Raw genomic sequence first — 20348 nt, forward strand, 5'->3', positions numbered from 1 at the left:
ACCCGGGCCGTACCACGGCGGACGTGTAGCCCGGATGGAATCCGTGGTGTGCAAGCGGTTACGCCCGTTCGTTAGCCGGCACGAAATGCGGCGTCGCGCTCAAGGCCTGCCATTGCTCGCGCAGATGCTGCAGCGGCACCCGCACCCGGCTCTGCGCATGGGCGGCCACCAGGTCGGGGTCGAACAGCGCCTGCAGCTGCTCGTGCGTCACTGCGGCCTGCAGCTTCGGATCGGCGGCCAGTGCCTCCCGGGCCACATCCAGCAGCTGGCGGTCCTGCTCCAGCACCTGGTGCGACAGCTGCTCGACCCAGCGCTGCGCCTCGGCCTTGCCGACCGCTGGCGAGACCAGCATATAGAGCCCCTCGGTGAACACCAGGCCCTTGACGGCGTCGATATTGGCGCGCATGCGCTCGGGGAAGATCTGCAACCCCGCCGCCGCCTCGGCCAGCGCGCTGACCGCGCCATGGGCGCTGGTGAACAGGCCCACCCACTCGGCCAGCTCGGCCTGGTTGTTGCCCAGGCCTCGCTCGTGCTCCTGCAGCATGCAGCCCAGCAGCGCACCGACCCGGAACGGCGTGCGCTGCGCCGCGGCCAGGGCCACCAGGCAGGCCACCGGGTTGCGCTTGTGCGGCATGGCCGTCGAGCCACCGCGCCCGCTAACGCTGGGCTCCAGCATCTCGCCGACCTCGGCCTGCGCAAGCAGCGACACATCATTGGCGATCTTGCCCAGCGCTCCGCACAGCACGCCGACCTCGGCGCCCAGCCGTATCCAGCGGTCGCGCTGGGTGTGCCAGGGCAGATCGGGCAGGCCCAGGGCCAGGTCTTGCGCCACATGGCGGCACACCGCATCGGCCCCGTCGCCCATCACGGCCAGCGTGCCGATCGCGCCGCCCAGCTGCAGCATCAGCGCATCATCGGCGGCCAGGCGCAGGCTGTGCGCGCAGCGCAACAGCGGCGCCACCCAGCCGGCCAGCTTGAAGCCCACGCTGGTGACCAGCGCCGGCTGCATCAGGGTGCGACCCAGCATCGGGTGGCGGCCCTGCGTTTCGGCCAGGTTCAGCAGGCCGTCGCACAGGCGCAGCAGATCGCGCTCCAGCAGAGCCAGCGCGCGGCGCGTGACCAGGGCCATGGCCGTGTCGATCACGTCCTGGCTGGTGCTGCCGCGGTGCACGTAGCTGGCGGCCTGCGGGTCGAACAGGGCCACCGTCTCGGTCAGCTTCTTGACCATCGGTATGGCCAGGCTGCCGGCCCGTCCGCTGGCCTGCACCAGCGAAGACAGGTCGTACAGCTCGGCCCGGCAGACGCCGGCAATCGCCACCGCCGCCGACTGGGGGATCAGCCCCTCGCGCGCCGCCGCCCGGGCCAGCGCGGCCTCGAAGTCCATCATCGCCTGGACGATGGAGGCCTCGCCGAACACCGCCTGAATTTCCGGTGTGGAGAGGAACTCCTCGAACACCATCGACTTCATGGCGTGGCGGCTTGGCGCATCCGGGATCAGGCCTTGGGCAAAGCGGCCTGCATATCGGCCAGGCGCGCCATATTGCCCATCGACACGCGGTGCATCTCGATCAGGCCAAGCAGGCCGTTGCGGTGCATTTCCAGCACGCTGGCGTCGGGCAGCTCGGCCAGCTTCTTCTCGTCAACGGCCAGGAAGCCCTCGACATTGAGCTTGTTGCCGTCGGGCAGGGTGGCCTCGAAGCGCATTTCCTGCAGCAGGTCGTACTTCAGCAGGTGGTCACAGGCGGCGCGGGTGCGTTCGGCCTCGCGCTCGAAGCTCTCGGTGAAGGCATGGGCGTTGGTCATCACGTCCGTGGCCTCGCCCTTGTCATTGAACAGCGGCAGGCCCTCGGTCTCGGAGAAGCCTTCCCACTGCGAGTCGATGCACACGGCCATGCTGTCATTGGCCACGCCTTCCAGGCGCGCCATCACGAACGGGTAGCGGCGCAGATAGGCGGGCTGGTAGCGGCCGGTCCAGACGCCGTCCTTGATGAACAGATTGGTCCCCGGTGTCAGGCCCAGCACGGCCAGCGGCGCGATGGCCTGCTTGGAGCCGTCGGTGGGCGCCGCGCCGACCGGCACGAAGACGATGGGGAATTCCTTGCAGGCGTCGGCGAACTCAACCACGGCCAGGAACAGCGAGTTCAGGCCGGCCGCGCGGGGCACCGGCGAAACGCCTTCCTTCATCTTCAGATTGCGGTGGTGCTGGCGGTCCAGCGGCTCCAGCGACTGGTACATCGGCGGATTGGTATTGGGGGGGGTAGGGGTCGTTGTCATTCGGTGTTTCCTTCGTCCGCCAGTCGTGTGACCAGCACTTTGTCCACGCGCTTGCCGTCGAGGTCCACGACCTCGAATCGCCAAGCTTGCCATTCCACCACGTCAGTTGTGCGCGGCAGCCGCCCCAGTAGCAGCATGATCATGCCGGCCAGGGTGTTGTAGCGGCCACGCTCTTCTTCAGGCAGCTCCTTCAAACCCAGGCGGTCCTTGAACTCGGGAACCGGAATCAGGCCGTCCAGCAGCCAGCTTCCATCCTCGCGTTGCACCGCCCAGGAATCCTCATCGGTGGGTGCAGTGAATTCACCGGCAATGGCCTCGAGCACATCGCGCACGGTGATCACCCCCTGCACCTCACCATATTCATCCACCACAAACACCAGCTGCGCGCCCGAGGCCTTGAAGTGCTCCAGCAGCTCCATGCCCGACAAGGTCTCGGGCACGAACACCGGCGCCTGCAGGCCCTCGCCCAGGTCCAGAGGACGGCCCTCAAGCAGGCGCTGCAGCAGCGCCCGTGACGAGGCCACGCCCACCACGTCGCTCAAGGCACCGCGGCACACCGGGTAGCGCGAATGCCCCTGGTCGCCCAGCACCTTGATCATGTCCTCCAGCGACGCATCCAGATCCAGCCAGGCAATCTCGGCCCGCGGAATCATCATCGAGCCGATCAGCCGCTCGTCCAGCCGGAACACATTGCGCACCATCTGGTGCTCCTGCGCCTCGATCACCCCGGCGTCCAGGCCCTCTTCCAGACTGGCCGCAATCTCTTCTTCCGTCACGCTGCGCGACACCCCGCCCTTGATGCCCAGCAGGCGCAGCATCGCCTCGGTGCAGGCCATCAGCAGCTTCACAAAAGGCCGCGCGACCAGCGACAGCATCTCCATCGCCGGCGCCACCAGCCGCGCCACCACCTCGGGGTGCATCTGCCCCAGACGCTTGGGCACCAGCTCGCCGAAGATGATGGTCAGGAAGGTGATGCTCACCACCACCAGGGCCGTGGAGGTGATGTGCGCCGCCCCATGCTGCAACTCGAACGTCGCCAGCAGCCAGTCGCCCAGCGGCTTCGAAAACGCCGCATCACCGACGATACCGTTCAGCACCCCGATCGAGGTGATGCCGATCTGCACCGTCGACAAGAACTTGGTCGGGTTCTCGTGCAGGTCCATCGCCGCCTGCGCACCGCCCTCCCCGCTCTCCACCATCACTTGCAAGCGCGCCTTGCGGCTGGCCGTCAAGGCCATCTCCGACATGGCAAAAAAGCCGTTGAGCAGAATCAGGAATACAAGTAGGGCAATGTCCATGGGTGGCGTGGCAGCGGAGCGTCGCTCCCCACGCAGCTGTGCGAAAGCGGGCAAGGGTAGCAGATGATAGTGACGGCAGCCCCCACAATCACCCCCATGAAATACCTGATTGGCGACGTTCAAGGATGTTGTAGCGCGTTGGAGCAATTGCTGCGGCAGATAGACTTTTCCGCCTCGCGCGACCATATCTATCTGCTCGGCGACCTCGTCAACCGAGGCCCCCGCTCGCTGCACACGCTGCGCTTGCTGCGCGATCTGGGCACCTCGGCCACCTGCCTGCTGGGCAACCACGACCTGCACCTGCTGGCCGTGGCCCAGGGCGTCAGGCGCGCCCACCGCAGCGACACCGTGGCCGAAATCCTCGCCGCCCCCGACCGCGAGGCCCTGCTGGCCTGGGTGCGCCAGCGGCGCCTGGCCTGCTTCGCCGAGGGCTGGCTGATGGTGCATGCAGGCGTCGTGCCGCAATGGGACCTGGCCACCACCCTGGCCCTGGCCGGCGAAGTAGAGAGCCAACTCCAAAGCGCCGACCTGCATGCCTTTCTGGAGGTGATGTACGGCAACGAGCCATCGCTCTGGGCCGAAACCCTGGCCGGCCCCGACCGCCTGCGCTTCGCCATCAATGTGCTGACCCGCATCCGCTACTGCGACGCCGATGGCCGCCTGGAGATGAAAGCCAAGGGCGACACCGCCCCACCCGGCTACACCCCCTGGTTCGAGGCCCCCGGCCGCCGCACCGAGGGTGTGCCCATCGCCTTCGGCCATTGGTCGACCCTAGGCCTGATCAACCGGCCGGATCTGCTGTCTCTCGACACCGGCTGCGTCTGGGGCGGGCAGCTGACGGCCGTTCGGGTGGATGGCGGGCGGCGGGAGGTGGTGCAGGTGGCATGCGAGCAGGCGCAGAAGCCGGGAGAGTGAGGGCCGGAGTGAGGCCTGTTCAGCGCGTATAGAATCGCGCCCTGCGTTGCGGCCCCCGAGTCTCCCTCGGCGCCCACGCAAAGTCAGACCCAAGGAAGCGTGGCAGAGTGGTCGATTGCACCGGTCTTGAAAACCGGCGACGGGAAACCGTCCGTGAGTTCGAATCTCACCGCTTCCGCCAGATGGCGGGCTCAGTCACCGCCAATGGGCTCGCGACGAACGGGCAAATAGGCAGGGGCATCTTCCCCAACCAGCACTGGCGCATCACCAGACCATTGAACGACGTAATGGCCGAGGCGGCGCTTGCGCTCCAGCGTCTTGGTCACGGCCAGTTGAAGGCTGTCCAGCATCGCCTGTGTGTCTGGGCTCAGCGGCTCGGAAGCCAACTCTTGCGATTGATCTGTCATGGCTTGGCCTCCTTCAACAACAACTCAAAATACTCGGTATCGACCACCGAACGCACGGCGCCCGCTTGCTGAAACACCAGTTCCGGAACCGCTCCGGCCACTACACCATGCGGAGCTTGCTAGCGACTTTGGGACCGATTTGTCCAGCATCAAGTGCGACATCCTCCGTGTGGAAAAACCACAATCGCCAGCTGTTGCTGGGCTCAATTAGGGCTAGTCTGGCACCGCCCGCCAGGCTTGGCAGGTCAAAATCATGTGCAGTTGACAGAAGGAGCAACTGGTCGTTTCTGTTGCCGGACGATCTCCTCCCAGTCTACTGACAGCATTAGCTAGAGAACCACCGTGAACGTGCTCGGCTGGAGCAAAGAGGATCATCAAATGGCGATTGTTCGGAAGTTCACAATCGGCGTACAGCCTTTTGCAAAGATGTTTCGTGTGTATGGCAAGGGCGGCGAGGTCGTGGACGCGGTCCTTCGACTCCGGACCAAAGGCCTACATGACGACTTCTTTTCCGAGGTCGTGGTGAGTAACGACCGAACGGCCTTCCGTCTGAGTAGTGAGGATCAATTGAATTCGCTTCAGCTTACTGACGAGAATTTCACATTCACCAAGGACTATTACGAGGCAAACACATCATTTGACTTCAAAAAAGTGCTCGATGAGTTCCGCCTAATTTGGTCAGCTGTGAATGCAGTCTTGAATATCCAAGATGTGCGGCGCATCGGGATGGTCGCCGAGTATAGGTATAGCGCGGAGACAAAGTCCGCCAGCGGCTGGCTCAGAGAAAAGCTGACAAAGCTGGAAACTCAACTGCTCACTGAAAAGTTTCAACTACGCTTCGAGGAGAGAGCCCCAGCTTCAGATGGATTGGCGCCTGATCCGAAGAAGGCAGACTTCATCAACTATATTTACAACTTCTATGATGCGAGCATGGACGCATCGCATCCGTCCCCTGGGTCTATTGATGTTAACTTGGATGTTCAAAGGTACTTTGCGCCAGTGATCAACAGCAGCGTACCTGATGAAATATTGAAGTTGCACAAGCACTTTGAAAAGGCAGAAGGGCATTTAGACGATAAAGTCAAAGCGTTTGGTGCGATGAGTCATGGGAAGAAGTAAGCCTCGTCCACCAAGTCCTTCGCAGCGAAGCCGAGACTTCATGACTTCCGCTGAGACTTCAACCACTGGCACAACATCTGCTCAGCAGTCGCCTACCTCTACCGGTGTCAAACGAGTGAAAGGTGAATCCGTTCCTATACCTAGCTCCGCATTGTTCTTACCGACGCCGGCCCCGCCAACGGACTGGGGAAAAGTCTCTGTTTACCTCGCCGCCGCCGTGGCTGCGTTAGGCGTTCTTTGGCACTACGCGGACGTGACCGGTGCAGTCAAAAACTTGGGGGAAGATGTAAAGGAGCTAAAGCGTAAGTCGGATGAGTTTCTACGTACATCAATAGAGACCTCCGCGCGCGTATCAGCTATCGAGAGGAGGGATGTTGCGGCGCCTGCTGCCGCACCGGCAAGCCTGCCAACAAGGCGGCCGGAAAAAAATTGAGTTGGCGCGCATAGCCTGAATATGACGCTGCGCGATGTACACATATGCAAGGTCTATTGCATATATTTCCCCGGCCAGGCGAGAGTACGCTTCATAATCGATTAGTCCCGCGATTCCCTACCTAACCGCATATGGCCTCGGCACCTATTACTTTGGTGCTCTATGGCGGGTGAAGACGCAGACATCCCCATAGCTTTCAACTGATCTGCCGAGTTCCCCTGCAAGTCGGATAGCCGTTGCACCCCCAGAACTGCGCCCCCGCGTTCGCCCCCTTCCTAGCCGTCCGCTTGACCATGGCCGATTGGCAGAGCGGGCACTTCGGTTGGCCGCTTCCAGGTACGACGTCCGCAACAGCCGCAGGCTTGCTTCCGCCCGCCAACGACTGCCGCGCCTGCTTGATCAACCCCAGCAACCGCGGCCCATCGACAAGCTTCACATTCCGCCCATCCGCAAACGCCTTCGCGTCCTCGGTGAAGCGCCCCGAGGTGACCACGAAGCCGCCCGCAGCACCTCGCGCCGCCATCACGCCATACAGCTCGCGCACAACCTCGACACCGACCTTGTAGGCCTTCCACTGCTTGCACTGCACGAGGAACTTCTCCGAGCCACGGCCCAGCACCAGGTCCACGCCGCCATCGGCGCCACCGCCACCGGTTTCGGTGACGGCAAAGCCCTGCAGGCGAAAGGCCTCGCCCACCAGCATCTCGAACTCGTGCCAGGACATGCCGTCCAGTGCGTCGGCGCGCTGGGCCTGCCCTGCGTCCGCCACGAGGCCCGCGCGTTTGCGGCGTTTCAGGAACGAAACCAGGGCGCCCACCAGACACAGGACGGGCAACACATACTGCCCCACCAGGGCCACGGACTTGAACATGGTGCGCAAGGCAAAGGCGCCTACTTGACCGGGCTGCAAAGGCACCGGTGGGTCAGGTTGCGCCAGAGCGTGCAGCAGCAGATAGCTCAGCACCGCCATGCCCACGCCCGCCCACCAGGGCAGCAGGGCGACCAGTGCCATCACGTCGTCGCCCGCGCTCGTTCGTTTTCTTCTGCCCATGTCGGCCTCCCCGCCTGGTTTCGTTGTTTCTTTTTTCCGCTCCGTCCCGCATGGACGTGTTGGTGTGTGCCGCCGCTTCCTACTCTCGTTATTGTTGGCGCGGCTGACCGTATCTTCACCGAAATTTGCCGTGCCGGCCCAGCCCGGCCCGGCCAGCTCGGCAACTGATACCGGACCACGACCCGGCATCTGAGCGCATTGACACCGATCGCCCGAAAGTGGAAAGTCCCGTCGCATTCGGTCGAGCAGCCGACCGCCATCAAACCTGGAACCTTCATTGCACCCATGCGCTTCACCGGCACCCTCAAATCCTGGACCGACGACCGGGGCTTCGGCTTCATCGAGGCCGATCAGGGCGGGCAGCAGGTGTTCGTCCACATCAAGGCCTTTCCAGCTCGCGCGGGCCGACCGCAGCTCAACCAACGGGTCAGCTTCGAGATCGAGCTGAACCGGGAGGGGAAGAAGCGGGCCAGGAATGTGGAGCTGGTGCGAGCGGCGCAAACCCGCGCGACTAGGCGCCGCGACAACCCGGCGCAGTGGGGCACGGCCAGCCTGTTCGCGATCCCGGCCTTCATCGTCGTCTACCTGGCGGTGGCCATCGTGTGGCGGGTGCCGGGCTGGTGCGCCGGGCTCTATCTGGCGGCCAGCCTACTCTGCTTCGCGGCCTACGCCGCTGACAAGTCGGCTGCCAAGGCGGGCCGCTGGCGCGTCGCCGAAAGCACCCTGCTCTTCCTCGGCCTGGCGGGGGGCTGGCCCGGCGCCATCGTGGCGCAGCAGCTGCTGCGCCACAAGTCGAACAAGGCATCATTCAGATCGGCGTTCTGGGGCACGGTGGTGCTCAACGTCATGGCCTTCGTCGCCCTCAACTCGCCATTCGCGGCGGCCTTCCGCGGATGAGAGCATCCCCTGTTTCGATCAGCGAGCTCACAGACCATGCCCGACATCCCAGCCTCCATCCTCCCGTTCTGGACCGAGTTCGAAGCCTCCGTCGGAGGCAATGTCGCCCATCGCTTCCTGGAGGCGACCTATTTCGATGACAACGAGCCCAGCGCCAACGAGCTGGCCCAGCTGGTGCTGGCCGGGGTGAAGCGCGCCACGGCCGGCCTGGTCTGGACCTATGAGCTGCCGGGCGCTGTCGCGCCCAAGGTGGGCGATCTCACCGTGGTGACCGATTGGCAGGGCACGGCACTGTGCGTCATCGAGACGACCCGGATCGACGTGGTGCCCTTCGATCAGGTGAGCGAGGAGTTCGCTTCCACCGAGGGCGAGGGCGACGGCTCCCTGCGCTACTGGCGCGAGGCGCACCAGGCGTTTTTCGCGCGGGAGTGCGCGCGCATCGGCAGGGAGCCGCACCCGCAGATGCCCGTGCTGTGCGAGCGCTTCCAGGTCATCTACCGGCGCGCCGCTTGACGCCGGCTGGCCTGGGCCGCGCACGCCAAGAAGATGCTGCGCGCCGCGCCGCAATCCGGTAGGCTGGCCGGCCGCGCAGGCCTTGAGACCGCGCCCGATCCGGGGCGCCGCACTATGGCCATGCACATCGCCCCGACGCCAACCAGGTGCACGCCATGACCGCCATTGCCTTTCCGGATGACCTCAAACCCGCCGTCTGGGAGCGCAAGAAGGACAGCTTCGCCGCCAAGAGCGAGCTGCCCGCCAAGCTCAAGGACCTGCTCAAGGCGCATGACGCCGTGGACTGGAAGCTGTTCGAGGAGGGCTGGGCCAAGGCCGCCAAGACGCGGGCCGAGCTGGATGCGGCCTATGCCGAGCGGGAGCGCCTGTTCCGCAGCAAGGCCTTTGCGCTGAAGAAGGCGGCGATGGAGATCGACAGCCTGAGCCGCCAGCAGCTCAAGGACAAGACCGCCGCCGACACGGTGCAGCGCGCGGCCAAGGCCATCAGCCAAGCCGCCGGCAAGCTGGCCGATGACATCGACGCCGGCACCGACGCGCTGAAGGCCGCCTACGAAAAGGCGCTGAGCCAGCTGCCCGACAGCGACGAGGACGACAACGAGCCGCCGGCCCTGCTGCTGGACCCGCGCAAGCTGCTGGGCCAGCTGACCCTGTGCAAGCGCGACCCCACCCGCCGCGTCAGCTTCGCCTATGTGGACGGCAAGGACAAGGACCCCGCCACGCTGGTCATGAACCCCAAGACCTCGGGCCGCGCGCTGCTGATCAAGCTGCAGGCCGCCACCGGCAGCAAGATCGGCACGCAGGGCCTGGCCTGGGTCGTCGACACCACCCTGTTCCTGCAGCCGGAGAAGAACCTCGGCGGGCTGACCAAGAAGGTGCGGCCGGCGCTGAAGACCTGCGGCTTCCGCGTCGCCAAGGTGGTGGTGCAATCGGACACCGGCGAGGCGCTTGAGTCGGACGAGGCGCCCGACGAAGGCGACGCGACGGCACAGCCCGGCGGATCAACGGGCGAGGCATCGGGCGAAGCATCGGGCAGGGCCACCGAGACCCAGACCGGCACCACCGCGCCCAGCGCCGACGAGAAGGCCCGGCCCGCCTTCGAGGCGCTGCTCAAGGCGGTCGAGGCCAAGCTGGCCAAGACCATGGAGGCCGTGCCGGACGAGGCCAAGAAGCTGCAGCCGGTGCTGACCCTCGCGCGCCAGCATGGCACCGAGGGGCGGCATGTGAACGGCCTGGCGGCACTGAAGAAGCTGGGCGAGCTGCTGGTCGCCCTGGCCGGCAGCGAGGAAGAGCGCTTTGCCCAGCAGCGCGAGCAGAGCGCCCTGCGTCTGCGCGCGGCGATGCGCCAGGTGCCCTCGCGGGCCAGCAAGCTGCGCCCGGTGATGGACCTGGCGGAGCTGCGCGCCAGCGAGGGCCAGTGGGCCAAGGCCGCAGAGGTGCTGAAGGCGCTGGACGCGAAGCTGGACGAGGCCGAGGCCTGGCGCGAGCAGCAGATCGCGCTGCTGGAAAAGAAGCTGGCGCCCTTGAAGCAGGACCCGCCGGACCTCGAGCTGCCGGTGGCCCGCTCGCTGCAGGTGCTGCGCGACGACATCACCGCCGCCCTGCAGGACGATGTGGAGTGGGCCGCCACCCTGCTGGACATGCTGGCCGCCGAATGGGACGAGGCGAAGATCGAGGCCCAGGAGCTGAAGGCGGCGCTGCTGGCCAGCCTGCAGGATGCGCTGGACCTGGTGCTGGACCCGCCCGAGGTGGCCCTGCTCGCCACCCACCCGCTCACCGCCCCGCGCCAGGCCCTGCAGCAGGCCATTGCCAAGGGCCTGGTGGACGAGGCCCGGGACGCACTGGAGCGCCTGCAGCAGGCCGCGCTGGATGCGCCGGGCGCCATCGCCACCGAGAAGCAGGCGCGGCTGCTGGACCTGCAGACTCAGCTGGAGGCCCTGGTCGATCCGGAGGGCGCCGATGTTGCCGAGACCGCGGCGCTGGCCGACCTGCGCGCCAAGGCCCAGGCGCTGATACTGGAAGGCAAGCTGGCGCCTATACCGGCCGCGCTGAAGGCGCTGGCCGACGACATTGAGCGGGCCCGCAAGGCCATTGCCGAGCGTCTGGCCCAGGCGCTGGCCGCGTTGCGCGACAAGTTCGACCGGGTGGTGATGCCCGAGGGCGCCACCGACGAAGACCTGAAAGACGCGCTCGCACTGCGCCAGCGCATCGAGCAGGCCCTGACGGACCAGCAGCCGGTGCAGGGGGAGGCCCTGCTGCGCGAACTGGTGCTGGGCTTGCGCAAGCTGAGCCGGGAGCTGGCACGCCGGCTCAAGCAGGCACAGCCCGATGGCGAGCAGGATGAGGCGGCGCGCCTGGAGGCCGAGGCCGAGCAGGCCCGCATCGCGACGCTGCGCAGCTGGATAGACCAGCACCTCTACACCCCGAACGCAAGCATCAAGGAGCAGATCGGTGTGCTGCTGCCACTCGATGCGGCGGACGACGACTACTTCGGTATCGAGCGGCTCAGCGCCGCGGAGCTGGACCAGAAGATCCTGGCGCTGACCGGCACGCTCAAGCTCAGCGTCGACCAGACGCTGGCGCGCATCCCCCTGGTGAAGCAGGCCCAGGAGGCGCTGCGCAAGCGCAACGACACGCTGGACCGCAAGCTAGCCCTGTGCAAGGGCGCCCAGGAAATGAAGGCCCCGAACCTGCCGCCGGGCTGGGGCGCGGCGGACATGAAGGCACTGGCCCAGGACGGGGCCGCCGCCCAGGACCTGTTGCTCAAGGCCGCCAAGACCTCGGTGCAGCAGGCCCAGGGCCTGCTCTCCTTCGACATTGCGCAGGACGACGGCGTCGCCAACGCCAATGCGGTGCTGAGCTCCACCCGCATCACCTTCGAAACCTTCGACGCCTGGCTGAAAACGCTGAAGTGGGACGACAGCCCCGAGACCAAGGACGAATTGCTGGCCTGCGCCCGCCTGATGGTGGACCAGGGCCTGAAGCTCAGCATCGTGCAGGGCCGCTACAACAGCGCGGTGACCGGCAAGATACCCGTAAAGATGCTGCGCGCCCAGTTGGAGAAGGACTGGGAGGCCCAACTGCTGATCAAGGCGGCGGATCGCAACCACTGCCTGGGCATAGGCAGCAACTTCCCGGCCCGGCCCGCCTACGGGGTGATACCGATGCATCTGTCGGTCTACCCCAATATCTATGACGGCAAAGCCAAATGGCCCCGTGGCACGCCCCAGGACCCCAACAGTGACACCGTCCGGGCCAAGCTGCTGACCGCCATGGTGGGCACCGAGCGCCAGGGCATCCACCTGACGCTGGAGTGGACGGGCGAGAAGGACCACCCGCACAACCTGAAGTGCTACCGCAAGAAGAAGTCCGTGATGTGGAACGCCGAGGACTACCGGTACAAGGACCACGCCGCGGGCAAGACCGGAACGGCGGCGTCGGCGGACTACACCACCACCAAGGCTTTCGGCGATGCGGTGTTCCCCAGCTATGCCGACGCAAAAAAGCACCTGACCACCGCGCTCGACAACGAACTCAAGGCGATGGCCACCCGGCTGGAGGAAATGTGCAAGAACCGCGGCCTGACCGATGCCGAGAAGAAGCTCAACGTCGGCACCGAGCTCAAGGCCTTCGCCGGGTGAGCACTATGCACTGAAACAGCTTGTATCTCGGCCCGCCATATCAAGTTGGCGCGGCCTGGACCGATAGATTTCCTGATACGGTCACAGGCGGATACATGAAAACATGTTGTTGGGTCAGGCCGTTTCGCGCCTTCGCGGGCCTGCTGCTGCTCGGCCCCTGGGGGGCACGGGCGGACGATGGCTTGTCGCTCGAAGCGCTGCTGCGCCAGGAGGTGCAAGGCCCCTCGCGCTATGCGCAAAGCCTGCTCGATGCGCCCGCCGCGGTCAGCGTGCTGGGCCACAAGGAGGCGGCCGCGCTGGGCCATGTGACGGTGGCCGACATGATGAGCCGCCTGCCGGGCATCTACATCACCAACTCGCGCAGCTACTCCAGCGTCGGCATGCGTGGCTTCAACCGGCCGGGCGACTACAACGGCCGCATGCTGATGGCCATCGACGGCTTTCGCGTCAACGACGCGATCTATGACCAGGCCCTGCCCGAGTTCGAGTTCCCGCTGGTGGCCGACTGGATCAAGCGCGTCGAGCTGGTCCATGGGCCCGGCTCGTCGATCTATGGCGGCAATGCCCTGTTCGGCGTCATCAACCTGGTGACCCTGGACGGCGCCGATGCCCCCGGCCTGCGGCTCAAGGGCTCGCTGGGCTCCTTCGGCGAGCGCCGCGCGATGCTGCAGTACGGCAATGCCGCGCTGGGCGGCGGTGATCTGTTCCTGGGCCTGAATGTGCAGCGCAGCCGCGGCGAGGATCTGCAGCTGCCCGGCCTGGGCCTGCCCGATGACCGGGTGCGCGGGCTGGACGGCATGTCCTACGCCAGCGCCTTCATCAAATACCGGCGCGGCGACTGGCGCTTCTCCGGCGCCAGCATGGTGCGCAGCAAGGCCGTTGCCACGGCTCCCTATGGCAGCGTGCCCGGCGCATCAGGCACCGACTACCGCGATCACTACCTCTATGGCGAGCTGGCCTATGACGAGGGCTTTGGCGACGGCGACTGGCGGCGCAGCCTGCGCCTGTCGATGGCGCACAGCGGCTTCTACGGCCGCTATGTGTTCGAGGGCGAAACGCCGGACCAACCGCTGATCAACCGCGACGAGGCAGTGGCGCAATGGGTCGGCCTGGACCTGCGCGCCCATTGGCGCGGCTGGCTCAACCACGAGCTGATGATGGGCACCGAGGCCCGCGTGGTGCCCAAGGGCCTGCAGCGCAACTATGACGAGCAGCCCCATGCCCTGCTGCTGGACAGCAATGAGTCGAGCCGACAGCTGGGCCTGTTCATGCAGGATCTCTGGCAGCTGTCCGAGCATTGGCAGCTGACCACCGGCCTGCGCCTGGACAGTGTCGCCGAATGGGGCTCGCAATGGTCGCCGCGCCTCGCCCTGGTCTATAGGCCGCAGCAGTACGAGTCGATCAAGCTGATGGCCGGCCGCGCCTTCCGCCCGGCCAATCTGAGCGAGCGCTTCTACTCCGACGGCGACGTGTCGCAGCAGGCCCATCCCGATCTGCGCCCGGAGCAGTTGGGCACGCTGGAGCTGGCCTGGGAGCGCGCGCTGAGCCACGATCTCGCGCTGAGCCTGAACCTCTACACCATGCGCATGCGCGACATGATAGAGCTGGTGCCCGTCAGCGGCCTGGAGGACGTGGGCCGCTATGACAACCTCGCCGCGGTCAACACCCGCGGCCTGGACCTGAGCCTGGAACAGCGCCGCGACTCGGGCTGGCTGTGGCGCGCCAGCCTGTCGCTGGCCGACGCGCGCCGCCGCGGCGAGCGCCTGACGAACTCGCCGCGCTGGCTGTTCAAGGGCCATGTGATCGCTCCGCTGGCGCCGCACTGGACGCTGGCCACCGAGTGGCAGGCCATGGACGCGCGGATCGACCGCGCCAGGGCGCCGGCGCTGATGGAGGTCAATGCCGTGCTGCGCTTCACCGGCTGGGCAAGGCAAGACCTGGCCCTGCGGGTGCTGAACCTGGGCGGCAGCAGGGGCTTTGACACCGCGCCGCCGGAGACGCGCCCGATGCTGCTGCCCCGGCCCGGGCGCTCGCTGCATCTGGACTGGCAGTACCGATTCTGAGCATGCGCCCAGCCTTGAACCGTCATCGAGCTAGCCGCCTGGCATGGTGCTGGGCGCTGCTGGCGGGTCTGTGGGCGGCCCCGCTGTCGGCCCAGGCGCTGGCCGAGCTGAAGGCGCAGATCGTGTTCCGCGCCATGCTGTTCATCGAATGGCCGGCCGGCCAGCTTCGGCCGGGCCAGCCGCTGAGCCTGTGCCTGCTCGAAGACAGCCCGCTGGCCACCGCCCTGCTGGGCCTGGCCGGCCGTACCATCAATGGCCATGCACTGGAACCGCGCCGCCTGCGCGCCGACCAGGCCTCGACCTGCCATGCCGCGCTGCTGGGCCCGGGCAACGACGCCGGGCCGCTGCAGCAGGCCGGCCGTGCGCTGCTGCTCGTATCGGACGCGCCGGCCATGCTGGGCAAGGGGGTGATGCTGAATCTGCAGATCGAGGACGGGCGCGTGGTGTTCGATATCGGCCTGGCCTCGGCTCATCGTGCCGGCCTGGAGTTCAGCACCAAGCTGCTGCGTCTGGCGCGTTTCGTGCAAAGAAGCTGAGATGGACCGCACGCACTTCTGGACTGGCTTGCAACGACTGTTCGACCGGCATCGCGAGGCGATGCTGGCCATCGGCGCGCTGCTGACCTTTGCGCTGCTGCTGACCGGCGTGCAATACCTGAGCCTCAGCCAGCGCTTCCGCGAGGACCTGCAGACCCAGGTCAATCTGGTCGCCCGCACGGCATCGGCGGCGGTGGTCTTCGACAACCGCGAAGACGCCGCCGAGATCCTCGGCGCCTTCGAGGACGCCCCGGAGGTGACGACGGCGACGCTTCGCCTGCCGTCCGGGCGGGCATTGAGCAGCTACCGGCGGATGCAGGGCAAGGACTCGTGGCTGCAGCGCATCGCCGGGCAGGAGGAGGTCTCGGCGCCGGTGCAGGCCAATCAGCTCGTCGTCGCCCAGCTGCTCGTGCAGGCCAGCCGGGAGAGCATCTGGCTAGACCTGCTGCGCTTCGTCGGCGTGGCCGCGGGCCTGCTGGTGGCGGCCATGGGCCTGGCCTGGATGGGCTCGCACCGGCTGCGCGCCAATGTGCGCGAGGCCGAGCGGCGCACCCGCTACCTGGCGCTGAATGACGCGCTGACCGACCTGCCCAATCGCGAGTCCTTCCGCCTGAGCCTGGAGCGGGCCGTGCAGCGCTGCCAGCGTCCGGGCCAGGGCCTGGCCCTGCTGTTCATCGACCTGGACAACTTCAAGCAGATCAATGACAACCACGGCCATGCCGCCGGCGACCTGGTGCTGCAGACGGTGGCCGAGCGTCTGCGCAATCTGCAACGCCCGGGCGACACGGTGGCACGCCTGGCCGGCGACGAGTTCGCGATGCTGCTGGCCGCCCCGGTGGACGAAACCCTGGCGCGCCTGGTCGCCGGCCAGGTGGTGCAGGCCGTGCCGCAGCCGATTGCCCGCGAGGACGAGTGGCTGCGCATCAGCGTTTCGGTCGGCGTGACCCTGGTGCCGCGCGATGCCAGCACCCCTGCCGAGGCCATGCAGTGCGCGGATGCGGCCATGTACCACGCCAAGCGCCAGGGCAAGGACGGCATGCAGCTGTTCTCGCCCGAGATCGGCGAGGCGGTGCGCTCGCGACTGCGCCTGGAGCAGGACCTGCGCGACGCGCTGGCCGCCGGCGAGCTGGAGCTGGCCTATCAGCCGTTGTTCGACGCCCAGGGCCGCCTGATCAGCGTCGAGGCGCTGTCGCGCTGGCGGCATGCGCAGCGCGGCTGGATCTCGCCGGTCGAGTTCATACCGGTGGCCGAGTCTTCGGGCCTGATCGTCGGGCTGGGCCTGCATGCGCTGCGCGTGCTGCGGCGTGACATCGACGCCTGCCATGCGGCCGGGCTGAGCTGCCCGCCGGTGGCCCTGAATCTGTCTTCGCGCCAGTGCCGGCGGGCCCACCACCGCGAACAGTTCCTGCAGGCCCTGCTGGATCTGGGCCTGGGCCCGGCCGCCCTGGAGTTCGAGCTGACCGAGTCCTCGGTGTTCGAGGACCTGGACAAGCCCGACTCCATTGTCATGACCCTGCTGAGCCTGGGCTATGTGCTGGCCATCGACGACTTCGGCACCGGCTACAGCTCGCTGGCCTATCTGCGCCGCATGCGCTGCCGCAAGCTGAAGATCGACCGGCTGTTCGTCAATGGCCTGGCAGACAGCCCCGACGGCCGGCTGCTGGTGGACTCCATCATCCGCGTCGCCCATGCGATGCATATGCAGGTGGTCGCCGAGGGCGTGGAGACCGAGGCCGACCGCCAGTGCCTGGTCGAGATGGGCTGCGACGCCTTCCAGGGCTTCGGCCTGTCGCGCCCGCTGCGCCCGGACCAGATGCAGGAGTTGCTGCGCCGCCACGCCCATGGCGAGCGGGTGCACGTGCAGACCTGGCAGGCCTGGTACGGCGAGCCGGAGCCGGCGCGCAAGTAGGCACTCCGCTTGACTGTGCTTGCCAAGCGGCGGCCACCATGCCAACAATGAGGCACACCAGCAACAAGTCCCGGCCGGGCAGTAACAACCGTGCGACTCATGATGCGACCGCCCTCTGTCCTGGGCCGCCTGTGGCGGCGGGCGCTGCGCTGGCTGGCGGCAGTCCTGTCGCTTCAGGCCGCGGCGGCATTGGCCGCGCCGGCCCAGCCCAGCTGCCCCGAGCGGCCGATACGCGTGGGCCTGTACGAGCTCGGCCCCTTCCATTCGTTGCCACGCGGCGCCAGGCAGGGTGCCGGCCTGGATCGCGACATCGTCGCCGAACTGCAAAAGCGCAGCGGCTGCAGCTTCAGCTTCGAGACCATGGCGCGGGCGCGCATCTGGATCGAGCTGCGCGCCGGCCGGTTGGACATGACCCTGTCGGCCCTGCATTCGGACGATAGGGCCAGCTATAGCTGGTTGCACCCCTTGATGCAGATGCAGAGCCTGACCCTGCTGCCCCGCGAGCTGCTGCCCGAAGGGAGCTCGCGCAGCGCCTTCATCGCGCGCCCGGGCTGGGTGCTGGGTGTGGTGCGCGGCTACCAGCATCAGGCTACCGATCAGGCCATGATCGATGCCCTCAGGGCCGAGCAGCGCGTGCTGGAGGTGGTGGATCAGCCGGCGCTGTTTGCCAAGCTGCGTGCCGGCCAGATCCACGCGATGTTTTCCTACCCCATGGTCTATCGCCACTATCTGCAGGCCGAGGAGCTGCAGGAGCGCTTTGCCACCACGCGCTGGGACGCCGAAGAGAAGTCCTCCCTCGTCAATCTGGCGCTGAGCAAGGAGACCTTCACAGCCGAACAGGCACAGCGCTGGCGCCGGCTGACCGACCAGCTCAGCCGCGATGGCACGGTGGAGCGGCTGTTGCTGCGCTATGTGCCGCCGGCCGAGGCACGCGGCATGCTGCTGCCCGCCACCCAACTTGCCGGACAAGCCCCCTGAATCCCATGCACATAGGCATCCTGACCGGCGGCGGCGACTGCCCCGGCCTCAACGCGGTGATACGCGCCGTGACCCTGGCCCTGCTGAACCAGGGCGCGGCCCGGGTCACCGGCATCCGGCGCGGCTTTCTGGGCCTGCTGACCCGGGACGTCGTCAAGCTGGACGAAGCGGCCGTGGCCGGCATCCTGGCTCAGGGCGGCACCATGCTGGGCACGCACAACCGCTGCGACCCCTTTCACTATTTCGGTGCGGGCGGCGCCGATGTGTCGGCCCAGGCGATGGCCTATGTGCGCGAGCTCGGGCTGGACGCGCTGGTGGCCATAGGCGGCGACGGCACGATGACCATTGCCCAACGCTTCGCCGCGCTGGGCCTGCCGGTGGTCGGCGTGCCCAAGACCATAGACAACGACATCTGCCACAACGAACGCAGCTTCGGTTTCGACAGCGCCGTGGCGGTGGTGGCCGAGGCGCTGGACAGGCTGGACACCACCGCGCGCAGCCACGGCCGCGTGATGATTGTCGAGACCATGGGCCGCTATGCGGGCTGGATTGCACTGGAGGGCGGCCTGGCCGGCGGCGCCCAGGTCATCCTGCTGCCCGAGTTGCCCTACCGGCTGGAGGCGGTGGCCGAGGTCTGCCGCCAACGTGAGGCGAGCCAGGGCTACACGCTGATCTGCATCGCCGAGGGCGCCAAGGCGCAGGGCGGTGGCTTGACGGTGGCCCGCACCTTGGCCGACAGCCCCGACCCGCTGCGCCTGGGCGGGGTCGGTGCGGTGCTGGCGCAGCAGCTGCAGCCACTGGTCCAGAGCGAGGTGCGCTCCACTCTCTTGGGCCATGTGCAGCGCGGCGGCTCGCCCACGCCGTTCGACCGCGTGCTGGCCACCCGTTTCGGCTATGCCGCCGCACAGCGAGTGCTGCGCCGTGAATGGGGCTGCATGGTGGCGCTCGCCGGGGCCGAGATCGTCAGCGTGCCGCTGGAGACCGTCGCCGGCTGCAGCCGGCCGGTGCCCGCCGACCACGAGCTGCTGGCGGCGGCGCGCGGGCTGGGCATTTCATTGGGGGTCTAGCGTCTGTCGGGCGCGACCTCCAGCGTCATGCCGGCCGCGCGCAAGCGCCGGGCCAGCACCTCGCCCAGGCCGCTGGCCGGGGTCAGCACCCCGCCGTACATTGCACCGCCAGGCAGATCGGCGCCATCGAGCGCCAAGGCCAGCGCGGCCTCGCAGACAAAGCGCGTGGTCGCGCGATTGCCCGGGTCACCCTGGCCGGCCACGCGGCCGCGCAGCCGGTGGCCGCCGACGCTTCTGCCGATCAGCTCGCATCGGAAGGAGCCGCCGTCCATGCTGCGCTCGGACGGGCCGCTGCCAGGGCCGGGGCCTAGCCGCCGTGCGAGCGCGCGCAAAGGCGGCAAGCGCAGTGCCGCCATGCCGACACCGAGGCCCAAGGTCACGCCGCCGGCCGTCAGCGCCGCGGCCGGCCCCTTGCCGTAGCGCAGATACTCCTGGTAGCTGAAGTCGGCCGCATAGGCCGTGTCGCCTGACGCCGCGAGCAGCGCGGCACTGCGCCGCACCACGCGCGTGTTGATCGGGCCCATCACGAAGGGGCCGAGCCAGGCGCCGAAGTCGGCGTCATGGTACGGCGCGATCGGATCGCCCTGCCCGGCCGCGGCCGGCGGCGCGCTGCCTTCGGGATTGAGCAGGAAGGGCTGGGCAAAGAGCTTGCTCTGGCCCTCATCCATCATGTTCAGGGCGGAGGCCAGGGTGCCGCCGTTGAGCCCGCCGCGCAACGCATGGCAGGCCTTGACGCTGACGCAGGACTCGCCGAAGCGCAGCTGGATCGCATGGGCGACCAGCCAGGCGCCCAGATCGGAGGGCACCGAGTCGAAGCCGCAGCAGGGGATGATGCGTGTGCCATCGCGGGCGGCACGGTCGTGATGCCGGTCGATCAGGCCGCGCACCCAGGGGGTCTCGCCGGTGATGTCCACATAGTGGGTGCGCTGCTCGACGCAGGCGGCCACCAGGGCCGAACCGTGCAGCGCGAATGGCCCGGCGGTGCTGAGCACCACGCGCGTCTGCGCCGCCAGGGCGTTCAGCGCCGCCGCGTCCTGCGCGTCGGCCACGATGAGGCCGGCCGCCGCGGCGCCGGGGCCGCAGGCCTCGCGCACCTGCCGCAGCTTCACCTCGTCGCGGCCCGCCAGGGCCCAGCGCAGGCCGGTCGGCGCGTGCTCGGCAAAATAGGCCACCGTCTGGCGGCCGACAAAGCCGCTGGCGCCGTAGAGCACGACCTCGTAGCTTCGCGGTTTCCCGGCCATGCACCCTCC

The 20348-nt window shown here is 67.4% G+C and carries 16 protein-coding genes and 1 tRNA gene; 11 read left to right on the top strand and 6 right to left on the bottom strand.

Going from position 1 to position 20348, the window contains the following annotated elements; translation table 11 throughout:
* Window positions 1-58: 58 nt before the first annotated feature.
* From DES47_RS19510 to DES47_RS19520, 3 genes are read right to left on the bottom strand one after another with little or no spacing between them, the layout of a single operon-like run.
* Window positions 59-1468, bottom strand: a complete 1410-nt coding sequence (locus DES47_RS19510) for a lyase family protein (protein WP_133702418.1) — start codon at window positions 1466-1468, stop codon at window positions 59-61.
* A gap of 26 nt (window positions 1469-1494) precedes the next feature.
* Window positions 1495-2274 (bottom strand): SapC family protein, encoded by a 780-nt coding sequence (locus DES47_RS19515; RefSeq protein ID WP_166652079.1) that lies wholly within the window; start codon window positions 2272-2274, stop codon window positions 1495-1497.
* Window positions 2271-3572 carry a hemolysin family protein gene (locus DES47_RS19520; RefSeq protein WP_133702420.1) on the bottom strand — a complete coding sequence of 434 codons (1302 nt, stop codon included), beginning with the start codon at window positions 3570-3572 and terminating at the stop codon, window positions 2271-2273. Before DES47_RS19520 ends, DES47_RS19515 begins: the two co-directional genes overlap by 4 nt.
* Window positions 3573-3668: 96 nt before the next feature.
* Between DES47_RS19520 and DES47_RS19525 the strand changes: the two genes are divergently transcribed.
* Both DES47_RS19525 and DES47_RS19530 read left to right on the top strand, forming a co-directional pair.
* The gene (locus tag DES47_RS19525; RefSeq protein WP_133702421.1) at window positions 3669-4487 is read left to right on the top strand and encodes a symmetrical bis(5'-nucleosyl)-tetraphosphatase; all 819 of its coding nucleotides are present in this window, start codon (window positions 3669-3671) and stop codon (window positions 4485-4487) included.
* Window positions 4488-4580: 93 nt separating this feature from the next.
* Window positions 4581-4668, top strand: a tRNA-Ser gene (locus tag DES47_RS19530).
* Window positions 4669-4678: 10 nt separating this feature from the next.
* Here DES47_RS19530 and DES47_RS19535 read toward each other — a convergent pair.
* A complete protein-coding gene (locus DES47_RS19535) occupies window positions 4679-4894 on the bottom strand; it encodes a hypothetical protein (RefSeq protein WP_133702422.1) in 216 nt (71 codons plus the stop codon).
* Window positions 4895-5236: 342 nt separating this feature from the next.
* Here DES47_RS19535 and DES47_RS19540 point away from each other — a divergent pair, with 342 nt between their 5' ends.
* On the top strand, window positions 5237-6013 hold the full coding sequence (locus DES47_RS19540; protein ID WP_133702423.1) for a hypothetical protein: 777 nt from the start codon (window positions 5237-5239) through the stop codon (window positions 6011-6013).
* Window positions 6014-6642: 629 nt separating this feature from the next.
* Here DES47_RS19540 and DES47_RS19545 read toward each other — a convergent pair.
* On the bottom strand, window positions 6643-7497 hold the full coding sequence (locus tag DES47_RS19545) for a restriction endonuclease (RefSeq protein WP_133702424.1): 855 nt from the start codon (window positions 7495-7497) through the stop codon (window positions 6643-6645).
* A gap of 198 nt (window positions 7498-7695) precedes the next feature.
* Between DES47_RS19545 and DES47_RS19550 the strand changes: the two genes are divergently transcribed.
* From DES47_RS19550 to DES47_RS19585, 8 genes are all read left to right on the top strand, one after another.
* Window positions 7696-8394 carry a DUF1294 domain-containing protein gene (locus DES47_RS19550; RefSeq protein ID WP_243748395.1) on the top strand — a complete coding sequence of 233 codons (699 nt, stop codon included), beginning with the start codon at window positions 7696-7698 and terminating at the stop codon, window positions 8392-8394.
* A 36-nt stretch (window positions 8395-8430) separates the two neighbouring features.
* Entirely contained in the window at window positions 8431-8907 is a 477-nt protein-coding gene (locus DES47_RS19555; RefSeq protein WP_133702425.1) for an ASCH domain-containing protein, read from the top strand.
* 155 nt (window positions 8908-9062) lie between these two features.
* Window positions 9063-12545 (top strand): coiled-coil domain-containing protein, encoded by a 3483-nt coding sequence (locus DES47_RS19560; RefSeq protein WP_133702426.1) that lies wholly within the window; start codon window positions 9063-9065, stop codon window positions 12543-12545.
* A gap of 95 nt (window positions 12546-12640) precedes the next feature.
* Complete coding sequence (locus DES47_RS19565; protein WP_133702427.1) at window positions 12641-14608, top strand: TonB-dependent receptor plug domain-containing protein; 1968 nt, start codon at window positions 12641-12643, stop codon at window positions 14606-14608.
* A 2-nt stretch (window positions 14609-14610) separates the two neighbouring features.
* The gene (locus DES47_RS19570; protein ID WP_133702428.1) at window positions 14611-15144 is read left to right on the top strand and encodes a YfiR family protein; all 534 of its coding nucleotides are present in this window, start codon (window positions 14611-14613) and stop codon (window positions 15142-15144) included.
* Between the two features lies 1 nt (window position 15145).
* Complete coding sequence (locus DES47_RS19575; protein WP_133702429.1) at window positions 15146-17053, top strand: putative bifunctional diguanylate cyclase/phosphodiesterase; 1908 nt, start codon at window positions 15146-15148, stop codon at window positions 17051-17053.
* 99 nt (window positions 17054-17152) lie between these two features.
* Window positions 17153-18031: a substrate-binding periplasmic protein gene (locus DES47_RS19580; protein WP_133702430.1), complete on the top strand. Its 879-nt coding sequence runs from the start codon at window positions 17153-17155 to the stop codon at window positions 18029-18031.
* A gap of 5 nt (window positions 18032-18036) precedes the next feature.
* Window positions 18037-19098: a 6-phosphofructokinase gene (locus DES47_RS19585; protein ID WP_133702431.1), complete on the top strand. Its 1062-nt coding sequence runs from the start codon at window positions 18037-18039 to the stop codon at window positions 19096-19098.
* Here the strand turns inward: DES47_RS19585 and DES47_RS19590 are convergent.
* The gene (locus DES47_RS19590) at window positions 19095-20339 is read right to left on the bottom strand and encodes a saccharopine dehydrogenase family protein (RefSeq protein ID WP_133702432.1); all 1245 of its coding nucleotides are present in this window, start codon (window positions 20337-20339) and stop codon (window positions 19095-19097) included. The genes DES47_RS19585 and DES47_RS19590 overlap by 4 nt on opposite strands.
* Window positions 20340-20348: the final 9 nt, after the last annotated feature.

Origin of the sequence: Roseateles toxinivorans, assembly GCF_004362525.1 — a bacterium.
Lineage (GTDB): Bacteria > Pseudomonadota > Gammaproteobacteria > Burkholderiales > Burkholderiaceae_C > Paucibacter > Paucibacter toxinivorans.